Raw genomic sequence first — 22,316 nt, 5'->3', positions numbered from 1 at the left:
CTCTGTCGGGTCGTCTTTATGGTTGTGCTCGCCATCAACGCTGTGGCGGCTGATCAAAAATACCTAACTCATCCCAGATAGCATCAATGCGCGCGGTAATCGCAGGATCTTTCACGATAGGTGTGCCCCATTCGCGCTGCGTTTCGCCCGGCCATTTGTTGGTCGCATCCATCCCCATCTTCGACCCCAGCCCGGAAACCGGTGAGGCGAAATCGAGATAGTCGATCGGCGTATTTTCCATTAATACCGTGTCACGCGCCGGATCCATGCGGGTGGTAATCGCCCAGATCACATCATTCCAGTCACGCGCATTAACATCATCGTCACACACAATAACAAATTTGGTGTACATGAACTGCCGCAGAAATGACCAGACGCCAAACATTACCCGTTTGGCATGCCCGGCATACTGCTTTTTGATGGTTACCACCGCCAGCCGGTAAGAACATCCTTCCGGCGGCAGATAGAAATCGACAATTTCCGGGAACTGCTTGATCAGAATCGGCACCAGCACTTCATTCAACGCCACACCCAGTACGGCGGGCTCATCCGGCGGACGGCCGGTATAGGTCGAGTGATAAATTGCCTGATGCCGCTGGGTAATGTGCGTCACGGTAAAGACCGGGAAGCTATCTACTTCATTGTAGTAGCCGGTGTGGTCGCCGTAAGGCCCTTCAGGTGCCATGTCGCCTGCCTCGATGTAACCCTCCAGCACGATCTCCGCGCTGGCTGGCACTTCCAGATCGTTCGACAGGCATTTCACCACTTCGGTTTTATTGCCGCGTAGCAGACCAGCAAACGCATATTCTGACAGCGTATCCGGCACCGGCGTTACCGCACCGAGAATAGTCGCAGGGTCAGCACCGAGCGCCACCGAAACCGGAAAACGCTCGCCCGGATGCGCTTTGCTCCACTCCTGAAAATCGAGCGCGCCGCCACGGTGCGACAGCCAGCGCATAATCAGCCGGTTTTTGCCGATCACCTGTTGGCGGTAAATGCCGAGATTCTGTCGCTCTTTATGCGGACCACGGGTGACGGTCAGACCCCAGGTAATCAGCGGCGCGGCATCGCCCGGCCAGCATTTCATCACCGGAATGCGCGACAGATCGACCTCATCACCGCTGAACACCACTTCCTGGCAGGGCGCATTGCGCAGGCGTTTAGTCGGCATGTTGAGCACCTGCTTAAACTGCGGCATCTTATCGAACAGATCGCGAAAGCCTTTTGGTGGCTCCGGCTCTTTCAGAAACGCCAGCAGTTTGCCTACTTCCCGCAGTGCACTCACCTCTTCCTGACCCATCCCCATGGCGACGCGCTTTGGCGTGCCAAACAGGTTACACAGCACTGGCATGTCATACCCTTTCGGGTTTTCAAACAGCAGCGCGGGCCCGCCGGCACGCAGCGTGCGGTCGGCGATTTCGGTCATTTCCAGGACGGGATCAATCGATTGCTTAATTCTTTTTAACTCACCGCGCTGTTCGAGCAGCGCGAGAAAGTCGCGTAAATCGTGATATTTCATGCGGCTTTAGCTTTCCGGCCAGAGTGAATCGGCCATTATAGGGCTGATTATGCGGTTGTGTTGAGGTTTATGCGGCAACCTTAATCACAGCGAAAAGGCACCAGCGGCTGAAGCGCGCGGGTATCGTGATAAGCCTGAATCGGCTCGCCGTGGCGGAACACCTTAAAGTCTTCGTTGCGCACACTGTGATAGCGTAGCCGATCGTCATGCAGATGCAGAAAGCTGCCTTCACGCAGCGCAATCACCGACTCGGACGGATTGACGGCACAGAATTCAGCCAGCCGCTCGTCACGTGTTTCGCCCATATGACCGCTGACGCTGGCATCCAGATAGTGAGGATTGATCTGCACCGGGAACAGCCCCAGCGCAGGCAGCACCACGCTACTACGCACCGGCATATCATTGGTGGTGCGAATCGACGGCGTCGCCACATTACAGCCAGCACTCCAGCCGACATACGGCACCTGCCGTTCACGCACCGCGCGCTGTATCGCCACGATTAAGCCCTGCTCATGCAGCATCTGGTTCAGCAACCAGGTATTACCGCCGCTGACTAAAATCAGCTCCGCCTGGGCGATTGCCTCAGCCGGTGAGGTAAAAGCGTCAACGGTGCGCACCGCAATGCCCAGTGACGCACTGAGATCGGCGGCGCGCTGCGCATGATCGCCCCGGATAATGGCGTAAGGAATCAGCACCGCTGAACGGATAGCACGTCTGGCAATCATGGCGTGTAACTGCGGCTGAGCATAACCCAGTAACGGCGCATCATCCGCCAGCTTGCCGTTGCTTAACAAAAAGAGTTCCATCAGATGATCCTTTTCGCCGGTATGATGGCCACCGAGTCTGATACAGAGCAGGGTGAAACGTCAATTTCCAATCGCCTTTTCTGTCACTATCCGGCATCTTAAGAAAAGTCTCAGTTTATTTTCTGCGCGCTGCGCTTTTCCCCTGCCCGATGCGCTATAACTCTGGCAGCAGGTTTGCTATTCTTAGCGTCCATTCGATGGGAGCGGTTATGGAATCCTGGTATTTACTCTATTGCAAACGTGGTCAGCTATTGCGCGCGAAGGAGCATCTGGAGCGGCAAGAAGTGAATTGCCTCAGCCCGATGATCGCTCTGGAAAAGATCGTGCGCGGTAAACGCACCACGGTGAGTGAGCCGCTGTTTCCTAACTATCTGTTCATCGAATTCGATCCGGAAGCGATTCATACCACCACCATCAGCAGCACGCGCGGCGTCAGCCACTTTGTGCGCTTTGGCACTACGCCCGCTACGGTGCCGCCTGCGGTGATTGAAGCGCTGGAAACCGATGTCCCGCAAATTTTGCTCGATCCTGAAACGCCACAAATCGGCGATGAAGTTGTCATCACCGAAGGGACGTTTGAAGGGCTACGCGCCATCTTTGCCGAGCCGGATGGCGAAACCCGTTCGATTCTGTTGCTCAACCTGCTGAATAAACAGGTGATGCGCAGCGTGGATAACAAACAGTTCCGTAAGATCTAAACCAGTCGGAACAGCGTCCGCGCATTGTTATCAACGCAGGCCGCCAGCGCCTCGCTGCTCTCGCCACGCCATGTCGCCACCTGTTGCACAATATGCGGTAAGAAGCAGGGTTCGTTACGACGTGAAGTCGGACGCGGTCGCATATCACGCGGCAATAAATAGGGCGAGTCGGTTTCCAGCAGCAACTTATCGGCCGGGATCAGCGGCAGCATTTCACGCAGTTCAAGCCCGCGACGTTCATCACACACCCAGCCAGTAATTCCTATCGATAATCCCAGCGCCAGGCACGCTTCCAGTTCATCGCGCGTGCCGGTAAAGCAGTGAATTACCGCACCCGGCAGTTTTGGCAGCCAGGGCGCCACGATGGCCGCAAAGCGCGCATGGGCTTCGCGGCAGTGCAGAAACACCGGCATATTCAGTTCGGCTGCCAGCGCCAGCTGTGCTTCAAACGCATATTCCTGCTGCTCATGGGCTGACAGGTTGCGGTTAAAATCGAGCCCGCATTCGCCGATAGCCACCACTTCCGGTTTCTCCGCCAGCCGACGCAGCGTGCTGGCGATCTCCGTTGACCATTCGCTGGCGTGGTGCGGATGCACGCCCGCGGTAGACCAGCAGAAGCCCGGCTGATCTTCAGCCAGTTTCTGCGCCTGCTGGCTCTCCAGCGCATTGGTGCCGGTAATCAGCATGCCGGTGACGCCCGCTTCACGCGCGCGTTTTACCACCTTTGGCCGGTCGGAGGCGAATTGCGTGCTGGTCAGGTTTACACCGATATCAAACATAATTTTTCCCACAGTTTTACTAAACAAAAACCGCCCCGGAGGGCGGTTCGGATTGATCTCTGCCCGCCAGAGCGGGACCTGAAGATCGCGTCAGGATTCGGTGTTATGTTCCTCATCCTGTGCCCGGCGGCCTTTGCCCACATAGTATCGGGAAAAGAATACGCCGACTTCAAACAGGCAGTACATCGGAATAGCGAGCAAAGTTTGGGAAAAAACGTCCGGCGGCGTCAGTAACATGCCGACCACGAAGGCCCCGACCAGAATATAGGGACGTTTCTTTTTCAGATCGTCCGGGCTGGTGATACCAGTCCAGCACAACAGTACAATCGCTACCGGCACTTCAAACGCCACGCCAAACGCCATAAACAACGTCATGACAAAATCGAGGTATTTGGTAATGTCGGTCGCCATGGTGACGCCAATCGGCGCGGTTTTGGTAAAGAAACCAAACGCCAGCGGGAAGACGACAAAGTAGGCAAATGCCACACCGATATAGAACAGAAAGGTGCTGGAAAACAGCAGCGGCATTACCAGTCTACGTTCATGGCGATAGAGCGCAGGCGCAATGAACTCCCAGACCTGATAGAGGATCACCGGCACCGCCAGAAATACCGACACAATAATCGTCAGTTTAATCGGGGTGAAAAACGGCGAAGCCACATCGGTGGCGATCATGCTGGAGCCGATTGGCATCTGACTGATGAGCGGTGCCGCCACCAGTTGATAGATATCATTGGCAAAATAAACCAGCGCCAGGAATATCACTAAAACGGCGATGATGCAGTTCAGCAGTCGCTTACGCAGCTCAATCAGATGACTGATGAGCGGTTGGGTATCTTCAACGGCCATTATCGTTCATCACTTGCAGAAGAGGGGGAAGCGGAAGTGCGCGTAGTGGCGGCGTCAGGTTTGCTGGCTAATGCCGTGTCAGCACGGGCTGGTGCCTGAGCGGGCGCGCTGGCTACAGTCGCTGCTGACTGCCCGGCTGATGCCGTTTCCACAGACGGTGCCTGAGCGGGCGCGCTGGCTACAGTCGCTGCCGGCTGCCCGGCTGATGCCGTTTCCACAGACGGTGTCTGAACTGGCGCGCTGGCCTGATGATCAGCCGCCGCAGGCGTGCCTGACGGCGACGCAGTGCCGGCCGCTGCCGGATGCACTTCCGGCTGGTCCGCCAGAGGCGGCGCCGATCGGTGCTGTGGCGAGTGAATAGTGTTGGCTTCGTCTTCCTCTTTTTCAATGTCGATGCTCTGGCTGACCGAGCGCTTCATTGAATCCGCAGTCTTACGCAGCTCTTCCATTGACTCTTTCAGCTCCGGCGACAGTGTCCCGCGGCCCGCTTCTTCCACCTTTTTCAGGCTGTCCTGCAACTCCTGCAGTTTCAGCTCCTGCGCCAGTTCGTTTTGCACATTGGCTGCCAGCGAACGAATCGCCCTGATCCAGCCGACCACGGTTTTCACCGCAACCGGTAAACGTTGTGGGCCGAGTACAATCAGCCCGATAACGAACACCAATACCAGTTCACTAAAACCAATGTCGAACACGGTTTACACCTGCTTGTCGTTCTTAACTTCTTCTTTAGTAGCCGAAGTTTGCTGTTTGTCCGCCAGCGTTTTGGCGCTGAAGTCAGCGTCCTGCTCTTTCGGTTGATCCTTTTTGTCGTCCTCATCGCCCATGGCTTTTTTGAAGCCACGAATCGAGGAACCCAAATCCGAACCCAGATTACGTAATTTATTGGTACCGAACAGAAGTACAACAATCACGGCAATAATTAACAATTGCCAAATACTGATACCGCCCATGAGATAGCCTCTAATATTCTGTGAAAAACGATGGGGTAATGCACCACAGAGCGCCCTTATCAACCCGGGCCTGAGCCAGCGACATTACCGTGTTTTTGGCTGAAGTGACAATCAGTTTGTCTTACGCCAGCCGATTAACCATGAGACGATGCCCGCTGCCATTAATACCGCCGGAAACAGGTCCCAGTCCGGTCGCGAAAGCAGCACTGCCGTGCCGCTGAGCAGCAGGGTTGCGCCAACGCCAAACAGATAGCGTGCCTGGTGATGCCGGGTACGCTGCGCATTGAGATCGCCCACTAATTTGTCAACGCTATGCCGCAAAAGTTTATGCTGGCGCATGCTGTCATAAAACAGTTCCGGCAGTTCCGGTAACTTCTCGGCCCAGAACGGTGCTTTCTCTTTAACCGCGCGAATGATGGCGGGCAGACCGACCTGATCCTTGATCCACTCTTCGAGGAACGGCTTGGCGGTCTTCCACAGGTCAAGCTGCGGATAGAGCTGACGACCAATACCTTCCACATACAGCAGAGTCTTTTGCAGCAGCACCAGCTGCGGCTGGACTTCCATATTAAACCGACGCGCGGTATTGAACAGATTCAGCAGCACGTGACCGAAGGAAATTTCAGCCAGCGGCTTTTCAAAAATCGGCTCACAGACGGTGCGAATCGCAAATTCAAAATCTTCGACGTTGGTATCGGGCGGCACCCAGCCAGAGTCAACGTGCAGCTCCGCCACCTTGCGGTAGTCGCGGTTAAAGAAGGCGATAAAGTTTTCAGCCAGATAGCGCTTATCTTCTTTGTTGAGCGACCCGACAATACCGCAGTCGATGCCGATGTATTGCGGATCTTCCGGATGCTCATAGCTGACAAAAATATTGCCGGGATGCATATCAGCATGGAAGAAACTGTCGCGGAATACCTGGGTGAAGAACACCTGCACGCCACGCTCTGCCAGCAGCTTCATGTTGACCCCGTGTCGCTCCAGCGTGGCGACGTCCGAAATCGGAATGCCGTAAATACGTTCCATCACCATCATGGTTTCGCTGCAGTAGTCGGAATAGACTTCCGGTACATAAAGCATCCGGCTGTCTTCAAAATTGCGGCGTAACTGAATGGCGTTCGCGGCTTCGCGTAACAGGTTCAGCTCATCAAGCAGGGTTTTTTCGTAGTCGCGCACCACTTCAACCGGACGCAGACGACGGCCATCAGGCAGTAAACGCGGCACCCAGCGCGCCAGGCGATAGATCAGCTTCATGTCAGCTTTGATCACCGGCAAAATATCCGGACGAATGACTTTGATCACCACTTTCTTACCGGTCGACTTCAGCGTTGCCGTGTGAACCTGGGCAATCGACGCTGATGCCAGCGGCTTAATGTCAAAATCATCAAACCAGGTTTCGATCGGTGCGCCCATTGAGGCTTCGATCTGCGCTTTCGCTTTAACGCCATCAAACGGTGCAACCCGGTCCTGCAGAATGGCCAGCTGATCGGCGATCATCGGCGGGAACAGGTCACGGCGGGTCGACAGCATCTGACCGAACTTAATCCATACCGGCCCCAGCTGCTCCATCGCCATGCGCATGCGGGCGCCGGTCGGTTCATTCTGATGCAGATTGGGTAACCAGAAAATACAGCGACGCCACAGGCGAAGCGGAAGGGTAAGGCGCGTGTTAGGAATCAGTTCATCAAGGCCGTAAGTCAAAAACACCTTCATGATCAAATATAAGCGGCGGATCTCTCCAAAACTCATTTTGCCTCCAGCTGCGCCAGACGCGCATTAAGCGCCTCAAGCGAACGTTCCATCGCGCCGACCTCCTCGGAAAACCAGGCTAATTCGAGCGAGCCTGGCGCGACACGCCACTCTTCGGTCAGTGCCTGACCGAGGTAATCCTGCCGACGCCCGACTTCGCCTTTTATCCGGCGAAAGACTCGTTGTGCGCCCTGACTGATGCCCTGTGCCGCAATATCGCCGACCCACGGCGCCAGGTATTCCGCCGGATCCAGCTCGGCAAGATCCATCAGCGCGGAAAACTGCTGCACTACCTGCAAATCACCTTCTACCTGCAACTCACCGCTGCGAATCAGCGGCGTCAGCTGCTGGCGATCGCGCAACTTCGGCAAGGTTTTCAGTGAAGTAATCACCGTGCAGTCGCTGGTATCCTGCCAGTCAGCCACCACATCCAGCTGCTGCTCACTGAATACCAGCACCAGCGGATGGGAAAACTCGCTCAGACGCAGCGTCAGGATCTTACCGGTCAGACGCTGCCGTGCCGCCTTCAGGCCGCGATCGCGATACAACATGCGGTTCAGCGCTGTTTCCAGGCCCGCGGTAATCAAGGGCGTTAGGTTCATCACCATCTCACTCAGAACTTAAATCCACGGTGTAAGGCCACAATGCCGCCGGTCATATTGGAGTAAGTGGTATTTTCAAAACCGACGTCGTTCATCATCGCTTTCAGCGTTTCCTGATCGGGATGCATGCGGATCGATTCGGCCAGATAGCGATAGCTCTCGGCGTCCTGCGCCACCAGTTGCCCGATACGCGGCAGAATATGGAACGAGTAAGCGTCATAGGCTTTGCTCAGCGGATCAATCACCGGTTTGGAGAACTCAAGTACCAGTAACCGTCCGCCCGGCTTCAGCACACGGAACATAGAGGCCAGCGCCTTCTCTTTTTCCGTTACGTTGCGTAAGCCGAAGGAGATGGTGATGCAATCGAAGTAGTTATCCGGGAACGGCAGAGCTTCTGCGTTGGCCTGCACGTAGCTCACGTTGCCGACCACGCCGAGATTGCGCAGCTTTTCACGGCCCATCTTCAGCATCGAACTGTTGATATCGGCCAGCACTACCTGACCCGTTTCGCCCACCAGGCGAGAAAATTTAGCCGTCAGATCGCCGGTTCCGCCGGCCAGATCTAACACGCGTTGACCGCGACGTACGCCGCTGCTGTCAATGGTAAAACGCTTCCAGACACGATGGACGCCAAAGGACATCAAATCGTTCATCAGGTCATATTTTGCCGCTACGGAGTGAAACACATCCGCAACTTTGTCGGCTTTTTCGCTTTTGGCGACCGTCTGAAAGCCAAAATGGGTGGTTTCCTGCTGTGATTCATCTGCCATCGGTTTTACCTGCTCCACAAACAATACTTCCCGAAGTGTATCAGAGTCACGGAAGTCAGGCACGCTGCGCCCATACTATTCGTGGAGGCGTCTCACATGCATGGCTCTGTCATCCGCATCATCATCGTCGTCCTGCTCTTCATCAGCCGGATTTTCCGGCATCGCCCGCTCCACCAGCTGGGGATTAATCGACCGTTTCACTTCAACCCCCAGCGCACGGAAACCTTCCGTCTGCGCAATCAGGTTGCCGCGTCCTTCGGCCAGTTTTTTCATCGCCTCGCGGTAGCTGATTTGCGCCTTATCCAGGCTGTGACCAATACCACTCATGTCATCAACGAACAGCCGCATTTTGTCATACAGCCGGGTGGCGCGGTCAGCGATACGCTGTGCATTGCGGCTTTGGTGCTCGTAACGCCACAGGTTATTGATGGTACGCAGCGCTACCAGCAGCGTGGTGGGACTGACCAGCATGATATTCTGCTGCAGCGCCTCGCCAATCAGCTCTGGCTGGCGATCGATCGCCAGCAAAAACGCCGGTTCGACCGGAATAAACATCAACACATAATCAAGCGAGCGTAAACCGGGCAATTGTTGATAATCTTTACGTCCCAGCAGACGAATATGGCTGCGCATCGCGCTGACATGTTCCTGAATCGCCTGTTCACGCTCAACCTCATCTTCCGCATTGAAGTAACGCTCATAGGCGACCAGCGTCATTTTGGCGTCCACCACCACATCTTTGCCCTGCGGCAGACGCACAATGACATCCGGCTGCATCCTGCCCTGCTGCTCCGACTGAATGCTGACCTGGGTTTCATACTCATAGCCTTCACGCAGCCCGGACGCTTCCAGCACCCGGCTGAGCACCACTTCGCCCCAGTTGCCCTGAATTTTATTGTCGCCTTTCAGCGCCTTGGTAAGGTTGAGCGCTTCCTGCGCCATTTGCGCATTAAGCTGCTGTAACTGACGGATTTCGTGGGTCAGGGTGTGCCGCTCACGCGCTTCCGCGCCAAAGCTCTCATGCACCTGACGACGGAAACCATCCAGCTGTTCACGCAACGGGCCGATCAGGCTGTCGAGGCTCTGGCGATTCTGTTCATCGACGCGGCGGCCGCTATTTTCGAAAATACGGTTGGCGAGGTTTTCAAACTGGGCGCTGAGGCGTTGCTCGCTGTTGGTCAGCAGACGCTGCTTCTCTTCGGCGGCGAAGCGGGTCTCTTCAAGACGGATGGTTACCTCACGCAGCTCCGCTTCCTGAGCGCTGTTGACCTCCAGCTGGTTGCGCAGTTCCCGGTTAAGCTGTTCGCTCTCATTGCGCCAGTAATCGAGCTGTTGCAGACGTTCATTGGCACCACTCAGCGCACCATGAAGCTGGCGCAGTTCCTGCTCACGCTGCTGCGCCTGCTGCTGAAGCTGTTCAATCTGCTGCTGCTGGCGCTGTTGTGCCTCTTCCAGCAGACGGCGCTCGGTTAAGAAACTGGCGGCCTGATGCCCGACACGTAACTGTGCCAGCATCCAGCCAATTCCTGCGCCGGCGAGTGCCAGACAGACGCTGATAATGATGTGCTGATCCATGATTTCCCCGCGACTCAAGCTGCTGAGGGAAAAGGTAGAGTCGCACTGTATGAATGTCCAGATATATTTACCTGCACTCAATCACTTACCGCACGGTCACCGTCAGCTTTCCGGCCTGCCAGTCTTCAATCAGGAAGAACGGCATCGGCAGCAGCCATTGGCCACTTTTCACCTGGGCCGGATATTGCCAGCTTTTGCCGCCCGCGCTGATGTCCACCGCCTGCCGGGTGCCGTCGGCGGCGGCGGACTGTCCGGTCAGGCTGGCAAAGCCCACGTTGCTGCCAACGTGAAATCGGGGCATCTGCCAGCGCACCGGCGGATGCGCTGGCCACGGCTGAGCCTGATGGAAATGAAACAACTCATCATGATTGAGAATGCTTTCACGCACCGTTGGCCACAGCGCCGTCTTGAGGAAGTACTGATCGGTAAAGCGTTCGCTGCCACGGTACTGCGCAATAAATTCGCGCATCGTTTGTTCAACCTGCTGGAAAACGCCATGGCAGCCGCCCCACATGCCGGCCAGCAGTAACTCGGTGTGGGAAAAATAGTCGCGCATGTGGTGGAACCAGTACGGCGATGCCAGCCAGGCGTTGACCGCCGCCGCTTCGCGCTCGGAAAGCAGCGAGTCGGCATCACGGACAATAAAGCGTTTAACGCTGGGATCGTCCATCACCAGAAAGCGCCACAGCGTCGGGAACAGCGTTTTTTCCTGCGACATATCAACCCGTTCAACGTGGGGCTGATCGAGCCGTTGCCAGACATGCTGCGGCACGCTGTCATCCAGATAGATGCGGCAGATCCAGCCGGGAAAGAGCTGCGGTGCCACCTCAACATTTTTAATCAGGGTTTCACAGTAGCGCGGCTGGTCGCCATACAGGCTGAACGCGATCACGTTCTGCTGCGGCTGGCTGAGATCGATTGGCTCAGGCTGCGCAGCGGGAAAGGCGACCCGCGGCCCCTGACGAAAGCGGGCGTCTGACTGCATCAGCGATTCCAGGCCGTAACGCGCCACCTCATCCTGCTTATCCAGCCAGCCACACACTTCGGTCAGGCCATCCAGCCAGGTTTCTGACGCGGTGGCGCGCACGGCCGGCGGCGACTGGTAAATTTTCTGGTAGGTTTTGTACGCTTTGTGATGCTGACCGAGACGCATCAGGCAGAGCGCATAGTCACTCAGTACCTGCATCTGGTGAGGCTGATAACGCAACACCTCTTCGCAAGAGCGGACGGCCTGCGCATAATCGCCCTGCTGCATGGCGGCGCGGAACCGGGCAGCACTGCTCTCCAGACGGGCATTGAGCGCGGCGGAATTCGGGTTAACGACGGGACGACGAACGGGAATAGTTTTGCGCATCGGGCACTCTCAGAGTCCGTTGAAAGGCTGCGCCGGGGTTATCCGGCAGCAGGCAGGCCTCATAGCGGCCCGTTAACCTGCTGCCTGGCTGTGAGGGTTATAACAAGCGGCGTGCCGCTTCAACCACAATTTTTACCGCATCGCTTTCGGTCTGTTTCATCGTCACCGCATCCGGGATCTCTTTCTGGGTACGGTTAACGATCACACCAGCCACCATGCCGGCGCGCAGGCCCTGGCTGGCACACATGGTTAACAGTGTAGCGGATTCCATCTCATAGTTGAGTACGCCCATCTCCTGCCACTCTTTCATCGATCCCTGGAAGCGATTCACCACCCGACCAGAGAAGGTATCGTAGCGTTCCTGTCCCGGATAGAAGGTATCAGAAGAGGCAGTAATGCCGATATGGGTCTTCGCGCCACAGGCTTCTGCCGCAGCCACCAGCGCCGTGGTACAGGCAAAATCGGCCACTGCCGGAAACTCCATCGGTGCGAAATGCAGGCTGGCACCGTCGAGCCGCACGGAACCGGTAGTCACCAGCACATCGCCAACGTTGATGTGCGGCTGGATAGCGCCGGTGGTGCCAACGCGCAGAAAAGTGCGTACGCCAAGCTGTGCCAGTTCCTCAACCGCAATGGAGGTAGAAGGACCGCCGATACCGGTTGAACAGACCACCACCGGCTTACCGTCGAGTTTTGCCAGCCAGCTGGTGAATTCACGGTGTGAGGCCAGATGCGTGGCATCCTCCATCAGTCCGGCAATTTTCTTCACGCGCTCCGGATCGCCGGGCACAATCGCCAGGGTAGCGCCCTGCAGATCGGCTTTAGTCAGGCCAAGATGGAAAACGTCAGACTGTGTCATTTCAGACTCCTGTTAAGGGAAGGTAGCGCGTCACTCTACGTCAGCACGCCCGATAAATATGTGACAAAATTCACTTAAGAAAATGAAAGTTACATTTTTCACTAAAAACAATGTGATGATTATCACAATATCACATCGGGTTCGCCGTCATTGCGATCGGCGGGGCTGTGTCGGGGTCATCGCAGTGTTAAAGAGTTGGGTGATATTGTCCGCTGCTGACTCTGTTACCCGACGTCTGGCTCGCACCGTTTCCGGCCAGGCTATAGTTACGTGATTGCGCAATTGCTCGCACGGAGAGAATAATGAAAACCAGTGATAATATGACACAAAAAGCCGCGGCAGGGACCTTTGCGCCTGCCGTTCAGCCGACCGCTTCCACCACCATTATTACCGACAGCCCGGCGATTCAGTCGGGTGAGACCTCAGTGCCAAGCCAGGGCGAAAATATGCCCGCGTTTTTTGCCCGACCAAAATCCGCAGAGGGTTCGCTGCCAGTGGTGCTGGTGGTACAGGAAATTTTCGGGGTGCATGAGCACATCCGTGATATCTGCCGCCGGCTGGCGCTGGAAGGCTATCTGGCCATCGCCCCGGAACTCTACTTCCGTGAAGGCGATCCCAACGATTACCACGATATTCCGACGCTATTCAGCGAGCTGGTGAGTAAGGTGCCCGACAGCCAGGTGCTGTCCGACCTTGATCATGCCGCCAACTGGGCAGCGCGTAACGGCGGTGATATCCGGCGGATGGGCATTACCGGTTTCTGCTGGGGCGGCCGCATTAGCTGGCTTTATGCGGCGCACAATCCACAGCTGCGTGCCGCCGTCGCCTGGTATGGACGGCTGACCGGCGATCGGACCATGAAGCAGCAAAAGCACCCTATTGATGTCGCCGTCGATCTCAGCGCCCCGGTATTAGGCTTATACGGCGGTCAGGATGACGGAATTCCGCTGGAGAGCGTTGAGCAGATGCGTCAGGCGCTGCACGCCGCCAATGCCACCGCGGAAATCATCGTCTATCCCGAAGCCGGACATGCGTTTAATGCTGACTACCGTCCGAGCTATCATGCCGAATCGGCCAGCGATGGCTGGGCGCGGATGCTGGCCTGGTTCAGGCAGTATGGCGTAGCCTCACAGTAAGCGAAAAAAGGGGCGCCTGCGCGCCCCGATTATTTCTCATTCCCTGCCAGACGCCCGTTTACGCCGTTTTAGCCCGCAGGTTTTTTGCCGCAGTGACCATGTTAGCCAGCGCCTGCCGCGTTTCGGTCCAGCCACGCGTTTTCAGCCCGCAGTCCGGATTTACCCACAGCCGTTGCGGCGGAATACGCTTCGCCGCTTTCAGCAACAGCGCTTCAATCCATTCGACGTCCGGTACATTAGGCGAGTGAATGTCGTAGACGCCTGGGCCAATCTCATTCGGATAGTCAAAGTGTTCAAACGACGCCAGCAACTCCATGTCAGAGCGCGAGGTTTCGATGGTAATCACATCGGCATCCAGCGCAGCGATGGAATCCATGATGTCGTTAAACTCGCAGTAACACATATGGGTGTGGATCTGGGTGTCATCCTGCGCCACAGCGGCATTCAGGCGGAAAGCATCGACCGCCCAGTTCAGATAGGCAGCCCAGTCGGACTGATGCAGCGGCAGCCCTTCGCGCAGCGCGGGTTCATCAATCTGGATAATGCCAATACCGGCTTTTTCCAGATCGGCCACTTCATCACGCAGCGCCAGCGCAATCTGTTTTGCGATGGTTTCACGTGACACATCTTCACGCGGGAATGACCAGCAGAGAATGGTCACCGGACCGGTCAGCATCCCTTTCACCGGTTTGTCCGTTAGCGACTGGGCATACTTCGCCCATTCAACGGTGATCGCTTCCGGCCGGCTGACGTCGCCGATAATCACCGGTGGTTTCACGCAGCGTGAGCCATAGCTCTGTACCCAGCCATTCTGGGTGAAGACGAATCCATCCAGATGCTCGCCGAAATATTCAACCATGTCGTTACGTTCCGCTTCGCCGTGCACCAGCACATCCAGCCCCAGCCGCTCCTGCTCAGTAATCGCCTGTTTGATATGTTCAGCGATGCCGGTACGGTAATGATTGCTGTCGAGGCGACCCTGTTTGAAATCGAGGCGCAGACCGCGAATTTCCGGGGTTTGTGGGAAAGAGCCAATCGTGGTGGTTGGCCAGGTGGGCAGATTAAAGCGCTGACGCTGTGCCTTAGCCCGCTCGCTGTAGCGGCTGTGTCGTTCGCTGTCCTGCGGCGTGATAGCCAGCAGGCGCTGAGCGACCGCGGCGTTATGTACGCGGCTGGAGTGAGCACGGGCGTGAACCGGCGCGCTCCAGACCGCCAGTGACGCGGTATCGTTGTGGTTGAGCGCCTGGGTCAACAGCGAAAGTTCGGTGCATTTCTGCAGCGCGAAGGCGAACCAGCTTTTCACTTCCTCATCCAGCCGGGTCTCAACGCTCAGATCGATAGGGCTGTGCAGCAGCGAGCAGGAGGAGCCGATCCACAGCTGCGCGCGCTGAGCGACCAGCGGCTGCAGGCGCTCAAACCAGCGGCTCAGATCGGCGCGCCAGACGTTACGCCCGTTGATCACCCCCAGCGACAGCAGCCAACTAGCGGGCAATTGCTGATTCAGTTGCTGAATATCATCCCGGCCATGCACCAGATCGACATGCAGCCCCTGCACCGGCAGCTGGCGAATCACCTCAATGTTCTGACCGATGCTGTCGAAATAGGTGGTGAGCAGCAGTTTACTTTGTCCCTGCAACGCATCGTAGGCGGGCTTAAACGCCTCACGCCACGCCTGCGGCAGCTCCAGAGCCAGCGCAGGTTCATCAATCTGCACCCATTCGATATCGCGTTTTGCCAGCTCGGCCAGCACCTGCTGGTAAACCGGCAGGATCGCTTTCAGCAGCGACAGACGATCAAACGCTTCCCCTTTGACCTTACCCAGCCACAGATAAGTCACCGGCCCCAGCAGCACCGGCTTGATGTCGTGGCCCAGTGCCAGCGCCTCGTCGACTTCATCCAGCAACTGAGTCCAGGCCAGCCGGAAGGTCTGGCCCGGCGTAAATTCTGGCACCATGTAGTGATAGTTGGTGTTAAACCACTTGGTCATTTCCGCCGCCGCCGCAGGTTCGCCGGTCGGCGCGCGGCCTCGGCCCAGACGGAACAGCGTATCCAGATCAACCGAACCCTCTTTATTCTGATGACGTGCCGGCACGTTGCCCAGCATCAGGCTGGTGGTCAGCACATGATCGTACCAGGCAAAGTCACCCACCGGCAGCAGATCGACCCCAGCCTCTTTTTGTTGTTGCCAGTGACGTGCACGCAATTCACGGCCCACCTCCAGTAATTCCTGCTGGCTGCAGTCACCGGCCCAGTAGCTCTCCTGGGCTTTTTTCAGTTCACGGCGCAGGCCGACACGCGGAAAACCAAGGGTATGGTTAAGGATTGTCATTCGCTGTTCTCCAGATAATCTTTCACTTTGGCTGACAGCCAAAGATGTTTAGCCGTCCAGATGTTTACACCGCTATAATCTGCGGGTACTGTATGTTCCTCAAGCGCAATATGTTCACTTTCGATGTGAAGGACTCTCATGATCGAACTCAAGCACCTGCGGACGCTTCAGGCTCTGCGTAATACGGGTTCGCTGGCGGCGGCGGCATCCCAGCTTCATCAGACGCAATCGGCGTTGTCCCACCAGTTCAGCGATCTGGAACAGCGGCTGGGATTCCGCCTGTTTGTGCGTAAAAGTCAGCCGCTGCGCTTCACGCCACAGGGCGACATCCTGCTGCAGTTGGCCGAACAGGTGCTGCCGCAGATCCAGCAAGCGTTGCAGGCCTGTCATGAGCCGCAGCAGACCACTCTCAGGGTGGCGATTGAGTGCCACAGCTGCATCCAGTGGCTGACGCCGGCACTGGATAATTTCCGTCAGAGCTGGCCGCAGGTGGTGATGGATTTCAAATCAGGCGTCACCTTTGATCCTCAGCCTGCGCTGCAGCAGGGCGAGCTGGATGTGGTGCTGACCTCCGACATCCTGGCGCGCTCCGGGCTGTTCTATTCGCCGATGTTTGATTTTGAAGTGCGACTGGTGCTGGCACCGGATCATCCGCTGGCGCAGGTTGAACATATTGCCCCTGAGGATCTGGCCGACGAGGTGCTGATGATCTATCCGGTGCAGCGTCAGCGCCTTGATATCTGGCGTCACTTTCTGCAACCGGCCGGCGTCAGCCCGGCGCTGAAAAACGTAGATAACACCCTGCTGATGATCCAGATGGTCTCGGCCCGCATGGGAATTGCCGCGCTGCCGCACTGGGTGGTAGAGAGTTTTGAGAAGCAGGGACTGGTGGTAACCAAAACGCTGGGTGACGGGCTGTGGAGCCGTCTTTATGCCGCGGTGCGCGATGGCGAGCAGCGTCAGCCGGTGCTGGAAGCCTTTATCCGCTTTGCCCGCCAGCATGCCTGTGAACATCTGCCTTTTGTCCGCGATGCGCTACAGCCCGGTGCGATATTGCAGCGTTAAGTCGGAGGGTACAAACCTGCGCGGAGGTGGGCAAAATCCCCTATAATGCGCAGCCTGTCGACTGACCATGAGAAGATCTCACCATGACTAACAACGATATTCTGCGCAGCGTGCGCTACATGCTCGATCTGAGCGATGCCAAAATGGTGGAAATTTTTGCGCTGGCGCAGTGTGAAGTCCCACAGACGGATATTCAGGCGTGGCTGAAAAAAGATGAAGATGCGGCGTTCCGTCCCTGCCCCGATGTGCTGATGGGCTACTTCCTCAACGGCCTGATTTTTTACCGTCGCGGAAAAAGCGAAGAGATGCCCGCCCCGTCCATTGAGCGCAAGATGAATAACAACATCTTTATGAAGAAGTTGCGCATCGCCTTTGATCTGAAAACCACCGATATTCCTGAGGTACTGAAACGCGTGAACTTTACCGTTTCGCAGGCTGAGATTGGTGCGATTTTCCGCAAGCCTGACCATAAGAACTATCGCGAATGCGGTGATCAGATTCTGCGCAACTTCCTGAAGGGGCTGGCGATGATCCAGCGTCCGAAGAGTGGAAAGCCAGCTTAACTTCTGTTGCCGATCGCGTCGGGTACCTGCGTGGTCAGAAGTGGCGCACCTGATCGCAAAGAAAGCCTGCATCCATGCAGCACGGCCTCGCCATCCCTGGCCCGGACGATCCACAGGGATGTGAGATTCCTTCGCGATCGGACGCGCCAGCCCGGGAGGCCGCACCCATGCAACAGCCCTGTTTATGATCGGTCACCGCGCCCCACCACCCAGCGCTTATGCACCCACAGCGAGGCGAGGATCACCAGCGCTCCGGCAACGAAGCTCGGCCAGTGCGGTTTCTCCTGCCAGATAGCCAGATTAACCAGCAGACCGGCAGGCACGTGCATGTTGTTCATGATGCCAAGCGTGCCGGCATCAACCTGGGTCGCGCCATAGTTCCACATAAAGTAGCCCAGCCCTGAAGCGGCCACGCCCAGCCACACCAGAATGCCCCACTGCAGTGAGGTGGTGGGTAATTTCTGCGGATTGCCCCAGGCAAACCAGGCGATTACCGCGATCACCACCGCCCCCAGATAGAACCAGGAGAAGGCGGTGTGCTGCGGCATCGGACGGGTTTCCTGCAGGCGCTTATAGCCCACCATACCGGCAGCAAAGCAGATGTTTGCCAGCTGCACCAGCAACAGGCCGGTCCAGAAGTTATCGCTGACTTTGTCGTAGCGAATGATGGCCGCACCCGCTACCGCCAGCAAGGCGCTGAAGATATAGCCGACCCGCAGCGGACGGCGGCTGATCAGATCATAAATCAGGGTGACATAGAGCGGCGTCATCACGGTAAACAGCAGGAACTCTGACACGCTGAGATAGAGGTAGGCTTCGAAACTCAGCAGGTACATCACCCCTAATTGCAACATCCCCACCAGCATATAGAGCAGCAGCGTTGAGGGACGATAGCCGCGCCAGCGCAGGAACGGCAAAAAGACCAGCGCGGCCAGTGCCAGTCGCATCAGCACGGAAAACCAGCTGTCCACCTGACCGGCAAGATATTCGCCAATCAGGCTAAACGAAAAAGCCCACAGAATGGTGGTAATAATCAATAAGAACACGGTAACGACCCCGAAATTAACAGAGCGACAGTGTAAACAATGTGCTGTCAGGCGGCTGCACTATCTGGTTTACATCTGGTTATTTACCAGGCAAACAAATACAACCGACAAGAGCTTTGTTACGGCTGGTTAGCATCACCTTCTCTTTTCACGCCTGCCTGCGGCGCAAAATGCGCGAAATAAACCATCTGATGATCACTTTCGCTCTTAAGTGTAATAAAACTGTAACAAATGTGTCACACATCACAGTAACGCCGCGTCACTAATTTTATTCTTTGCGCGAAATGGAACATCACGCCGCCATTTTCCCTTTGCTTTTTTTTGACCCAACCACTGGGAATGTAAAAACCATAAAGTGCCCTGGAGGGCCTCACTGATGCTGAGTATTTTTAAACCTGCACCACGTCAGCCGCAGGTGGCAGCGGATCGCGTTGATCCGCTCTACCGTCGCCTGCGCTGGCAAATTTTCATCGGGATCTTTTTCGGCTACGCCGCCTACTACCTGGTCAGAAAAAACTTTGCGCTCGCCATGCCGTATCTGGTGGAGCAAGGCTTTTCACGTGGCGACCTCGGTTTCGCCCTGTCAGGCATTTCCATCGCCTACGGCTTCTCCAAATTCATCATGGGCTCGGTGTCCGATCGCTCAAACCCACGCGTCTTTTTACCGGCCGGGCTGATCCTGGCTGCTGCGGTGATGCTGTTTATGGGATTTGTGCCGTGGGCCACTTCCAGCATCATGGTGATGTTCGTCCTGCTGTTTATCTGCGGCTGGTTCCAGGGAATGGGCTGGCCACCGTGCGGACGGACCATGGTGCACTGGTGGTCACAGAAGGAGCGCGGCAGCATTGTCTCAGTGTGGAACTGCGCCCATAACGTTGGCGGCGGCCTGCCGCCACTGCTGTTTCTGCTCGGTATGGCGTGGTTCAACGACTGGAAAGCGGCGCTCTACATGCCCGCCTTTGGTGCCATCCTGGTGGCGTTCATCGCCTTTGCCCTGATGCGCGACACGCCGCAGTCCTGTGGTCTGCCGCCGATTGAAGAGTACAAAAACGACTATCCGCCGGATTACGATGCCAGCCATGAAGAAGAGCTGACGGCTAAGCAGATCTTCATGAAATATGTACTGCCCAATAAACTGCTGTGGTACATCGCCCTGGCAAACGTGTTTGTCTACCTGCTGCGCTACGGCATTCTGGACTGGTCACCGACCTACCTGAAAGAGGTGAAGCACTTCACGCTGGATAAGTCCTCCTGGGCCTACTTCCTGTATGAGTATGCCGGCATTCCGGGAACGCTGTTGTGTGGCTGGATGTCGGACAAAGTGTTCCGGGGTAATCGGGGTGCGACCGGGGTGTTCTTTATGACGCTGGTCACCATCGCCACCGTGATTTACTGGCTGAACCCGGCGGGCAACCCCGGCGTTGATATGGCCTGTATGATCGTGATTGGCTTCCTGATTTACGGGCCGGTGATGCTGATTGGTCTGCACGCGCTGGAACTGGCACCGAAGAAGGCCGCCGGCACCGCTGCGGGCTTTACCGGTCTGTTTGGTTATCTGGGCGGTTCCGTCGCGGCCAGCGCCATTGTCGGCTACACCGTTGACTACTTTGGCTGGGACGGCGGCTTCCTGGTGATGATTGCTGGCTGTGTACTGGCGGTGATCCTGTTGTTACTCACCATGGTTAGCGAGCATAAACACAAGCAAAAACTGGCCTGACGGCAATAAAAAAGGGCCGGTTAACCGGCCCTTTTTTGCGCTGTTCTGTCAGGAAAGATAGAGGTCACGCAGCGTCTGCGGCACCGCATCGTCGGCGTTGGACCCGATCACTTCCAGTTCAGGCAACCGGTCTTTCAACCGCTGGTGCGCGTTGTGCATGATGAATCCTTTACCCGCCATGCTCAGCATCTCGACATCATTCATGCCGTCGCCAAAGGCGATGCAATTATGCAGCGTATGACCCAGTTGCTTCGCCACGGCTTCGAGCGCATGCCCCTTCGATACGCCGCCCGCCATCACTTCGAGGCAGGTAGGCAGTGAAAAACTGACGTTGACCCGATCGCCCCAGCGCGCTTCAATCGCCTGCTCCATCGGAATCAGATGCTCGGGATCTTCGCAGGTAAAAAAGACCTTACTGATGTTATCCGTCGGCAACAGACCCGGTTCATAAACCTGATAGTTGAATACCGATTCACGGAAATAGTCCTGCTCAGCGGGACGTGAACGGCTGACAAACCACTCATCATCACGGTAAACGTGGGTCAGAATATCGCTGTGATGATACTGCAGGCCAAACAGGTCGTTAGCGATATCCTCATCCAGATTATGGCTGAACACCAGCTCGCCCTGGGCGTTATGTACCCGCGCGCCGTTTGAGGTGATCATATACGCCGGGATAGCCAGGCTGTCACGCATCTGTCCGACATCGATATGATGGCGACCGGTGGCGAAAACAAAGTGGATATCCTTTGCCACCAGTTGTTGCAGCGTTTCACGTGCAAAAGGCGTCAGGCGATGTTCGGGAGAAAGCAGCGTGCCATCCAGATCGGATGCAACGATGTGGTACATGAAAACCTCGGGTATCTGATTCTACTGGCCGTGGCCAGCCGGATAATGAACGTCAGTGATGCGATGAAAAAAAGTCGATCACTGCATTAAGCGCTTCGGCGCGCATGTCATCTTTTTCGAACAGGATCTCATGACGCGCACCGTTGATCACCCGCGGTTTGTTGCCTTCGCACGGATGACCCGCCGCCGCCATGGCAGCACAAAAAAGATCCTGCGAACGATTATCCACCACCTGATCGTCGCTGGCCTGCAGCAGCAGCAGCGGGGTGGTGATTTTATCGGCCTGACTGATAATGTTGCGACCGGCATGAATGCCTTCGCGCACCCAATGATAAGTCGGGCCACCGACGCGAATTGCCGGATCGTCGGCATAAAAACGCAGGCTGCGCCGATAACGCTCAGCACTGTGCGTCAGCCGGTTAATGCCAAACGGATGCGCCCGCCAGCGCCCGGTACCCAGCGCGTAACCGTCGCGCAGCGCCGGGCGTTTCTCGGCCCAGTCGAGGATCCGGTGCGCCAGAAATGAGGGCAACGGCAGCGCGATACCAAACATCGGTGCCACCAGCGCAACCGCATGAAAAGCCTGCGGCTGTCGCGCCAGAAACAGCGTTAAAATGGCCCCGCCCATGGAGTGGGCCAGCGCATAACGCTGCTGATAGTGGCCGCTGACAATTTCTTTCAGGTAGAGCGTCTCCAGATCGTCGACGTAATGCGCGAATTCTGCCACGTGGCCGCGGTGTGAATCTTCCAGCAGACGATCGGAGCGGCCCTGACCACGATGATCGAGGATCACCACGTCAAAACCGCAATGGAACAGATCGTACGCCAGCTCAGGATATTTTATATAGCTCTCGATGCGGCCGGGCACAATCAGCACCACACGCTTATGTTGTGGCGAGGTGAAGCGTACGTAACGCAGAGTGAGATTACCGACGCCGGTAAATTCACGCTCCTCACGCCGGTGCCAGAAATCGAGCAGTGGCCCGGTAGCGAAGGCAGCAAAGGCTTTTTCTCGTCGCAGCCAACTGGCTTTGTGTTGATTCATTCGCCCCCCTGATGACCGGAAAAAAGTGTCCTTAACGCTGTGTGTCGGCCATAGCG

Annotated in this window: 21 protein-coding genes; 5 read left to right on the top strand and 16 right to left on the bottom strand. The window is 56.5% G+C overall.

Features of this window, described 5'->3' with window-relative positions:
- Window positions 1-34: 34 nt before the first annotated feature.
- Entirely contained in the window at window positions 35-1,519 is a 1,485-nt protein-coding gene (gene ubiD / locus ABIB18_RS15195) for a 4-hydroxy-3-polyprenylbenzoate decarboxylase (RefSeq protein ID WP_354474691.1), read from the bottom strand.
- Between the two features lie 80 nt (window positions 1,520-1,599).
- Window positions 1,600-2,325, bottom strand: coding sequence for a dipeptidase PepE (gene pepE / locus ABIB18_RS15190; RefSeq protein WP_354474689.1), 726 nt, complete (start codon window positions 2,323-2,325; stop codon window positions 1,600-1,602).
- Between the two features lie 209 nt (window positions 2,326-2,534).
- On the opposite strand from pepE, the gene rfaH reads away from it, so the two are divergent.
- Window positions 2,535-3,023, top strand: coding sequence for a transcription/translation regulatory transformer protein RfaH (rfaH, locus tag ABIB18_RS15185; protein ID WP_031375013.1), 489 nt, complete (start codon window positions 2,535-2,537; stop codon window positions 3,021-3,023).
- On the opposite strand, the gene tatD is transcribed toward rfaH, so the two are convergent.
- From tatD to udp, 10 genes are all read right to left on the bottom strand, one after another.
- Window positions 3,020-3,802, bottom strand: coding sequence for a 3'-5' ssDNA/RNA exonuclease TatD (tatD, locus tag ABIB18_RS15180; protein ID WP_089562557.1), 783 nt, complete (start codon window positions 3,800-3,802; stop codon window positions 3,020-3,022). The two genes, rfaH and tatD, sit on opposite strands and share 4 nt — an antisense overlap.
- A gap of 90 nt (window positions 3,803-3,892) precedes the next feature.
- Window positions 3,893-4,651, bottom strand: a complete 759-nt coding sequence (tatC, locus tag ABIB18_RS15175) for a Sec-independent protein translocase subunit TatC (protein ID WP_354474687.1) — start codon at window positions 4,649-4,651, stop codon at window positions 3,893-3,895.
- The gene (tatB, locus tag ABIB18_RS23790; protein WP_502922716.1) at window positions 4,651-5,343 is read right to left on the bottom strand and encodes a Sec-independent protein translocase protein TatB; all 693 of its coding nucleotides are present in this window, start codon (window positions 5,341-5,343) and stop codon (window positions 4,651-4,653) included. Before tatB ends, tatC begins: the two co-directional genes overlap by 1 nt.
- A gap of 3 nt (window positions 5,344-5,346) precedes the next feature.
- The gene (gene tatA / locus ABIB18_RS15165) at window positions 5,347-5,601 is read right to left on the bottom strand and encodes a twin-arginine translocase TatA/TatE family subunit (protein WP_031375016.1); all 255 of its coding nucleotides are present in this window, start codon (window positions 5,599-5,601) and stop codon (window positions 5,347-5,349) included.
- Between the two features lie 111 nt (window positions 5,602-5,712).
- Complete coding sequence (ubiB, locus tag ABIB18_RS15160; RefSeq protein ID WP_031375017.1) at window positions 5,713-7,350, bottom strand: ubiquinone biosynthesis regulatory protein kinase UbiB; 1,638 nt, start codon at window positions 7,348-7,350, stop codon at window positions 5,713-5,715.
- The gene (gene ubiJ, locus ABIB18_RS15155; RefSeq protein WP_354474684.1) at window positions 7,347-7,952 is read right to left on the bottom strand and encodes a ubiquinone biosynthesis protein UbiJ; all 606 of its coding nucleotides are present in this window, start codon (window positions 7,950-7,952) and stop codon (window positions 7,347-7,349) included. The genes ubiB and ubiJ overlap by 4 nt, the downstream gene beginning before the upstream one ends.
- A gap of 11 nt (window positions 7,953-7,963) precedes the next feature.
- Window positions 7,964-8,722 (bottom strand): bifunctional demethylmenaquinone methyltransferase/2-methoxy-6-polyprenyl-1,4-benzoquinol methylase UbiE, encoded by a 759-nt coding sequence (gene ubiE / locus ABIB18_RS15150; RefSeq protein ID WP_031375019.1) that lies wholly within the window; start codon window positions 8,720-8,722, stop codon window positions 7,964-7,966.
- Window positions 8,723-8,797: 75 nt separating this feature from the next.
- Window positions 8,798-10,297: a DNA recombination protein RmuC gene (gene rmuC / locus ABIB18_RS15145; RefSeq protein WP_354474682.1), complete on the bottom strand. Its 1,500-nt coding sequence runs from the start codon at window positions 10,295-10,297 to the stop codon at window positions 8,798-8,800.
- 85 nt (window positions 10,298-10,382) lie between these two features.
- A complete protein-coding gene (locus ABIB18_RS15140; RefSeq protein ID WP_354474680.1) occupies window positions 10,383-11,651 on the bottom strand; it encodes a tetratricopeptide repeat protein in 1,269 nt (422 codons plus the stop codon).
- A gap of 97 nt (window positions 11,652-11,748) precedes the next feature.
- On the bottom strand, window positions 11,749-12,510 hold the full coding sequence (gene udp / locus ABIB18_RS15135) for a uridine phosphorylase (RefSeq protein ID WP_031375022.1): 762 nt from the start codon (window positions 12,508-12,510) through the stop codon (window positions 11,749-11,751).
- Window positions 12,511-12,812: 302 nt separating this feature from the next.
- Between udp and ABIB18_RS15130 the strand changes: the two genes are divergently transcribed.
- Window positions 12,813-13,646, top strand: a complete 834-nt coding sequence (locus tag ABIB18_RS15130) for a dienelactone hydrolase family protein (protein WP_089562553.1) — start codon at window positions 12,813-12,815, stop codon at window positions 13,644-13,646.
- A gap of 58 nt (window positions 13,647-13,704) precedes the next feature.
- Here ABIB18_RS15130 and metE read toward each other — a convergent pair whose 3' ends face one another.
- Window positions 13,705-15,975, bottom strand: a complete 2,271-nt coding sequence (gene metE / locus ABIB18_RS15125; protein WP_354474678.1) for a 5-methyltetrahydropteroyltriglutamate--homocysteine S-methyltransferase — start codon at window positions 15,973-15,975, stop codon at window positions 13,705-13,707.
- 138 nt (window positions 15,976-16,113) lie between these two features.
- Between metE and metR the strand changes: the two genes are divergently transcribed.
- Window positions 16,114-17,040, top strand: a complete 927-nt coding sequence (gene metR / locus ABIB18_RS15120) for an HTH-type transcriptional regulator MetR (RefSeq protein WP_031375025.1) — start codon at window positions 16,114-16,116, stop codon at window positions 17,038-17,040.
- 83 nt (window positions 17,041-17,123) lie between these two features.
- The gene (locus ABIB18_RS15115) at window positions 17,124-17,603 is read left to right on the top strand and encodes a YehS family protein (RefSeq protein ID WP_312054726.1); all 480 of its coding nucleotides are present in this window, start codon (window positions 17,124-17,126) and stop codon (window positions 17,601-17,603) included.
- Window positions 17,604-17,785: 182 nt separating this feature from the next.
- Here the strand turns inward: ABIB18_RS15115 and ABIB18_RS15110 are convergent, their stop codons facing one another.
- Window positions 17,786-18,649, bottom strand: coding sequence for a carboxylate/amino acid/amine transporter (locus ABIB18_RS15110; protein ID WP_354474675.1), 864 nt, complete (start codon window positions 18,647-18,649; stop codon window positions 17,786-17,788).
- A gap of 376 nt (window positions 18,650-19,025) precedes the next feature.
- Here ABIB18_RS15110 and glpT point away from each other — a divergent pair, with 376 nt between their 5' ends.
- Window positions 19,026-20,366, top strand: a complete 1,341-nt coding sequence (glpT, locus tag ABIB18_RS15105) for a glycerol-3-phosphate transporter (RefSeq protein ID WP_031375028.1) — start codon at window positions 19,026-19,028, stop codon at window positions 20,364-20,366.
- Window positions 20,367-20,414: 48 nt separating this feature from the next.
- Here glpT and yigL read toward each other — a convergent pair whose 3' ends face one another.
- Together yigL and pldB are read right to left on the bottom strand one after the other, a co-directional pair.
- A complete protein-coding gene (gene yigL, locus ABIB18_RS15100) occupies window positions 20,415-21,215 on the bottom strand; it encodes a sugar/pyridoxal phosphate phosphatase YigL (RefSeq protein ID WP_031375029.1) in 801 nt (266 codons plus the stop codon).
- Between the two features lie 52 nt (window positions 21,216-21,267).
- Window positions 21,268-22,260 (bottom strand): lysophospholipase L2, encoded by a 993-nt coding sequence (pldB, locus tag ABIB18_RS15095; protein ID WP_031375030.1) that lies wholly within the window; start codon window positions 22,258-22,260, stop codon window positions 21,268-21,270.
- Window positions 22,261-22,316: the final 56 nt, after the last annotated feature.

The organism is Pantoea sp. UYEF8 (genome assembly GCF_040546285.1).
Lineage (GTDB): Bacteria > Pseudomonadota > Gammaproteobacteria > Enterobacterales > Enterobacteriaceae > Pantoea > Pantoea brenneri.
The sequence above is the reverse complement of the archived record's forward strand: the minus strand, read 5'-3'. Positions and strand labels throughout refer to the sequence as shown.